The following is a 6,269-nucleotide window of genomic DNA, read 5'->3' as shown; positions in this document are numbered from 1 at the left end:
GCCAGATAGGTGAGTGCTTCTACCAGTCCTAACAGGATACGTACATAGGGTTTTAGCAGTTTATTTTGATACAATAAAAACTTATGATAAATCTTCATATCATCTTTTTTAACAGGGTCGTGCAAACTTAAGTAAAATAACAATTAGAACCGATTCTTTGTTGACAAAATTTTCTGAATATTAAAAAAATGAGTACTTTTGGCAACAAGAAACTAAAAAACTACAATATTATGAGTGAAAAAAGAAAACGGTATATTTTACCCGAAGAAGAAATTCCACACTACTGGTACAACATTCAGGCTGATATGGAAAACAAACCTATGCCTCCGTTGCATCCGGAAACCAAACAACCGCTGAAAGCGGAAGACTTGTATCCGATTTTCGCTAAGGAACTGTGTCATCAGGAACTGAATCAGACCGATGCATGGATCGAAATACCGGAAGAAGTACGCGAAATGTATAAGTACTATCGCAGTACTCCGCTGGTTCGTGCTTACGGATTGGAAAAAGCACTCGGTACTCCGGCTCATATATATTTTAAGAATGAAAGTGTCAGCCCTATCGGTTCACATAAGTTGAACTCTGCATTGGCACAGGCTTATTATTGCAAAGAAGAAGGAGTTACCAACATCACCACTGAAACCGGTGCCGGACAATGGGGAGCCGCTCTTTCTTATGCAGCTAAGGTTTTCGGTTTGGAAGCTGCTGTTTATCAGGTAAAAATCAGCTATGAACAAAAGCCATACCGCCGCAGCATCATGCAGACTTTTGGAGCACAGGTAACCCCTTCTCCATCCATGTCTACCCGTGCCGGTAAGGATATTCTGACTAAACACCCTACTTACCAGGGTTCATTGGGAACAGCCATTTCTGAAGCTATTGAACTGGCACAAATGACTCCCAACTGTAAATATACGCTTGGTTCTGTACTTAGCCATGTTACTCTTCACCAGACTATTATCGGACTGGAAGCCGAAAAACAGATGGAAATGGCAGGCGAATACCCGGATATCGTAATCGGTTGTTTCGGAGGTGGTTCCAACTTCGGAGGTATCTCTTTCCCATTCATGCGTCACACGATACAGGAAGGAAAAAAGACTCGTTTCGTTGCTGCCGAACCTGCATCTTGTCCGAAACTGACACGTGGTAAGTTCCAGTATGACTTCGGCGATGAAGCCGGATATACTCCGTTGCTACCGATGTTTACCTTAGGACATAATTTTGCTCCGGCCCATATCCATGCCGGCGGTCTTCGCTATCATGGTGCAGGTGTCATCGTTTCACAGTTGCTCAAGGACAATCTGATGGAAGCAGTAGATATACAGCAATTGGAATCTTTCGAAGCTGGTTGTCTGTTTGCACAGTCTGAAGGTATTATTCCGGCTCCAGAGTCCAGCCACGCTATTGCAGCAGCTATCCGCGAAGCTAACAAATGCAAGGAGACAGGAGAAGAAAAAATAATCCTGTTTAATCTTTCCGGACATGGTCTGATCGATATGGCTTCTTACGATAAGTATTTGGCCGGTGATTTGGTAAACTATTCATTGACTGATGATGATATTCAGAAGAATTTAGACGAAATAGGAGATTTAGCAAAATAAATTACCTACCAGTTTCAAGTTTCACCACCGATTACACAGGTTTAATTGTAATTCGAAAATTGTCGATATAAAAATCCGTGCTAATCTGTATAATCGGTGGTATTTTTTCATTCCCTATATTTACTTTCTCTCTATTGAATACTTCCATATAAAAGATTTTGCTATCTTTGATGCCATTATTAATCTTATGAACTAATAATGAACAGTCTTAAAAAAACAACAATCTGTCTACTCTTTCTATGCATAGGGGTTAATTGCGTTTTTTCTGAAGTTCCAGAGCAAATTAACTTCTCTTATATTTCTATTAACGAAGGATTATCACAAAGCACCGTATTCTCTATCGATCAGGACCAAAGAGGTAATATGTGGTTCGCTACCTATGATGGAGTAAACAAGTATGACGGGTATTCATTTACAGTTTATCAACATAATGAAGAGGATCCGAACAGTATTGCTAATGATATTTCACGAATCGTAAAAACTGACAGTCAGGGACGTGTCTGGATTGGTACGCGAGATGGTTTGTCATATTATGACGAAGAAAAAGACAAATTCAGAAATTTCTTCTACGAGAAAAAGGGCAAACGGCAACAAATCAATGGTATTGCAGAAATCTCACCGGAACAGTTGCTTATAAGTACACAGGAAGGACTGACCATGTTCGATATTAAAGAATCCAAGTTTGTAGACGATTCTTTTAGTACCGCTATGCACAAGCTTATAGCTTCAGCTCTTTACAGACAGGGGGATATTATCTATATCGGTACCCCGGTTGACGGGCTTTACAGCTACTCCATTCCTCAAAAAAAACTGGAAAGAATTACTCCGATAACGAGCACTAAACAGATTCAAGCCATTTTGCAACAATCTCCTACCCGCATCTGGATAGCTACCGAAGGAGCCGGTCTACTTCTATTTAACCCGAAAACACAAGAAGTCAAAGCTTATCATCATTCTTCTTCCAATCCTAAAAGTATCAGTTCCAATTATATCCGTTCTCTGGCATTGGATTCGCAAAATCGCCTATGGATAGGCACATTCAATGATCTAAACATTTATCATGAAGGAAACGATTCTTTCGTTTCTTACAGCAGCAGTCCGGTAGAAAGCGGCAGTCTGTCACAGCGTTCGGTCCGCAGTATCTTTATGGATTCGCAGGGCGGAATGTGGCTTGGAACCTATTTCGGAGGACTAAACTATTATCATCCGATCCGCAACAGATTCAAGAATATCCAACGTATTCCATATAAGAATTCTTTAAGTGACAACGTAGTCAGTTGCATTACCGAAGATAAGAATAAGAACTTATGGATAGGAACAAATGATGGTGGATTGAATCTATATAATCCAAATACACAACAGTTTACACACTATATCCTGCAGGAAGACGAACGGGAAATCGGTATTGGTTCCAACAATATCAAAGCCGTATATGTAGATGAACAAAAATCATTAGTATATATAGGAACACATGCCGGTGGTCTGACTGTTCTCCACCGCAACAGTGGACAAATGGAAAGTTTCAACCAGCTGAATAGCCAGTTGGTCAATGAAAATGTGTATGCCATTCTTCCTGACAAGGAGGGTAGTATCTTATTAGGAACTTTAAGTGCACTGGTTAGTTTTAATCCGGAGAAACGGAGCTTCACCACCATAGATAAAGAAAAAGACGGTACGCCATTTACTTCACAACGAATTACAATCCTGTTCAGAGATTCTCGTAAACGTCTTTGGATCGGTGGTGAAGAAGGTATATCAGTCTTTCAGCAGGAAGGGATCGAAATAGAAAAAGCTCCTATCCTTCCGGAATCATCTGTAACAAAGATGTTTACCAATTGCATTTATGAAGCAGCCAATGGCATCATTTGGGTAGGTACGCGTGAAGGTTTCTACTGTTTTAATGAAAAAGAGAAGAAAATCAAACGATATACGACTGCTAACGGTTTACCCAATAATGTGGTTTACGGTATTCTGGAAGATACCTTTGGGCGTCTCTGGGTAAGCACCAACCGTGGTATCTCCTGTTTCAATCCGGAGACAGAGAAGTTCCGCAATTTTACGGAATCTGACGGGTTGCAAAGTAATCAGTTTAATACTTCTTCATTCTGCCGCACCTCTAACGGGCAAATGTACTTCGGGGGTATCAACGGTATCACAACTTTCCGCCCGGAACTCCTACTGGACAACCCTTACACTCCTCCGGTAGTCATCACTAAACTTCAACTGTTTAACAAAACAGTCCGTCCGGATGATGAAACCGGTATCTTGACTAAGAATATCAATGAAACAGAAAGTATCACGCTAAAATCATGGCAAACGGCTTTTACGCTTGAATTTGTGGTATCCAACTATATTTCAGGTCAACACAATACTTTCGCTTATAAATTGGAAGGATATGATAAAGAGTGGTATTATCTGACAGACAAACGTGCTGTCTCCTATTCCAACTTGCCGCAAGGTACTTATCATTTTCTGGTAAAAGCTGCTAATAGTGACGGGAAATGGAACACCGTTCCTACGATGTTGGAAATCATTGTTCTCCCTATATGGTACAAGACCTGGTGGGCAATCGTGCTTTTCCTCGCTATTTTTATCGGCTTTATCACTTTCGTCTTCCGCTTCTTCTGGATGCGTAAAAGCATGGAGGCAGAATTGGAGATTGAACGCAGGGATAAGGAACATCAAGAAGAAATCAACCAGATGAAGATGCGTTTCTTCATCAATATTTCCCATGAGCTTCGCACGCCATTGACTCTTATCTTAGCTCCTCTACAAGAAATAATCAATAAGATCAGTGACCGCTGGACTCGTAATCAACTGGAATATATCCAACGCAACGCTAATCGCCTGCTACATCTTGTCAATCAATTGATGGATTATCGCCGCGCCGAATTGGGAGTTTTCGAGCTGAAAGCAAAGAAAGAGAATGCGCATCAACTCATACAAGATAATTTCTTGTTCTATGATAAACTGGCACGCCACAAAAAGATTACTTATACTTTCCATTCCGAATTGGAAGATAAAGAGGAACTTTTTGATCCTAATTATCTGGAACTGATTGTTAATAACCTGCTTTCAAATGCTTTCAAATATACAGAAAGCGGTCAAAGCATTACTGTGACATTGAAAGAGGAAAATAATTGGTTGGTACTGCAAGTTAGTGATACCGGTATTGGTATTCCTATCAACAAACAGGGAAAAATATTCGAACGTTTTTATCAGATAGAGAGTGAGCACGTAGGAAGTGGTATCGGTCTCTCACTGGTACAACGTCTGGTAGAATTGCACCATGGTCGTATCGAACTGGATAGTGAAGAGGGTAAAGGCAGTACTTTCTCTGTTTATCTGCCACAAGACATAAATACCTACAAACCCTCCGAGCTGGCTTCTAATGACACTCTGAATGAGGAAGGTCAGGTATATTCCACCAACTCGAAAGAAATGTATTTCATTGATACGGAAAAGGTTGAAAACGAAACGATCGAAGGCGGAGACAAGAAGCGTGGCACTATTCTTATTGTAGAAGACAATAATGAAATCCGCCATTATCTTAGCAGCGGACTTGCCGAACTCTTCAATACGTTGGAAGCCGGAAATGGTGAAGAAGCTTTGGAAAAACTGAAAGACAATGAAGTTGACATCATTGTAACTGATGTCATGATGCCTGTGATGGATGGTATCAAACTGTGTAAGAATGTGAAGCAAAATATCCGTACCTGTCATATTCCCGTGATTATCCTGTCTGCTAAAAGCGAAGTCAAAGACCAGATGGAAGGTCTGCAAATGGGTGCGGATGATTACATTCCGAAGCCATTCTCACTTGCTATCCTGACTACGAAGATACAGAATATGATGCGTACCCGTAGACGTATGCTTGAACGGTATTCCAAATCCCTGGAAGTGGAACCGGAAAAAATTACGTTTAACGCCATGGATGAAGCTTTACTGAAACGTGCCGTAGCTATTGTAGAAAAAAACATGGATAATATTGAATTCTCTACTGACGAATTTGCCAGAGAAATGAATATGAGTCGTTCTAATCTGCATCTTAAATTGAAAGCTATCACAGGCGAATCGACTATCGATTTTATACGAAAGATCCGTTTCAACGAAGCTGCAAAGTTACTCAAGGATGGCCGCTATACAATAGCAGAAGTCAGTACAATGGTAGGATTCAATACACCGTCTTATTTTGCTACGAGTTTCAAGAAGTATTTCGGATGTTTACCCACGGAGTATATTAAGAAAATAAAAGGATAAATCATTGAATTCCGAATATGAATCTGCTGGCTTGAGATTTATGTTCATTTCTGCACGGTTTTGATTCTTTTCACCACAGAGGACACAGAGGTTATAATTATCTATGAATTAGAATTTTGAAACCTCTGCGTCCTCCGTGTCCTCTGTGGTGAAATAGTTCATTTCTGCACCAAAAGGAATAATATTCTATATAACGAACACTTAAAGCTAATTCCCAAAATCCTTCAACCCTTAAAGAAGAAAGACCTTCTTTATCCCATACAAACAAAAACATTAGACAAAAATGTAAGACTATTCAACAATACCAATAGTCGTAAAATTGTCATACTCCATATATTTGCAGAGAGATTATCATTAATGCGAATCAGTATTTGATTTATTAGTTAAAAATTAGCGTAATTAGTGCGA

General features: G+C 40.0%; 2 protein-coding genes. Both read left to right on the top strand.

The annotated features are described in order from the left end of the window. Positions 1-230: 230 nt before the first annotated feature. Positions 231-1,601, top strand: coding sequence for a TrpB-like pyridoxal phosphate-dependent enzyme (locus ACT8YW_RS21270; RefSeq protein WP_444107074.1), 1,371 nt, complete (start codon positions 231-233; stop codon positions 1,599-1,601). A gap of 198 nt (positions 1,602-1,799) precedes the next feature. Next, positions 1,800-5,861, top strand: a complete 4,062-nt coding sequence (locus tag ACT8YW_RS21265) for a hybrid sensor histidine kinase/response regulator transcription factor (RefSeq protein ID WP_444107073.1) — start codon at positions 1,800-1,802, stop codon at positions 5,859-5,861. Positions 5,862-6,269 lie beyond the last annotated feature (408 nt).

The organism is Bacteroides sp., from assembly GCF_052357945.1.
Lineage (GTDB): Bacteria > Bacteroidota > Bacteroidia > Bacteroidales > Bacteroidaceae > Bacteroides.
Note: the sequence above shows the minus strand (reverse complement) of the source record. Positions and strands in the feature narration are given on the sequence as shown.

What these genes read in the sequence shown, in the direction of transcription:
- ACT8YW_RS21270 (WP_444107074.1), top strand. Translation starts at nt 231, where the DNA reads ATGAGTGAAAAAAGAAAACGGTATATTTTACCCGAAGAAGAAATTCCA.
- ACT8YW_RS21265 (WP_444107073.1), top strand. Translation starts at nt 1,800, where the DNA reads ATGAACAGTCTTAAAAAAACAACAATCTGTCTACTCTTTCTATGCATA.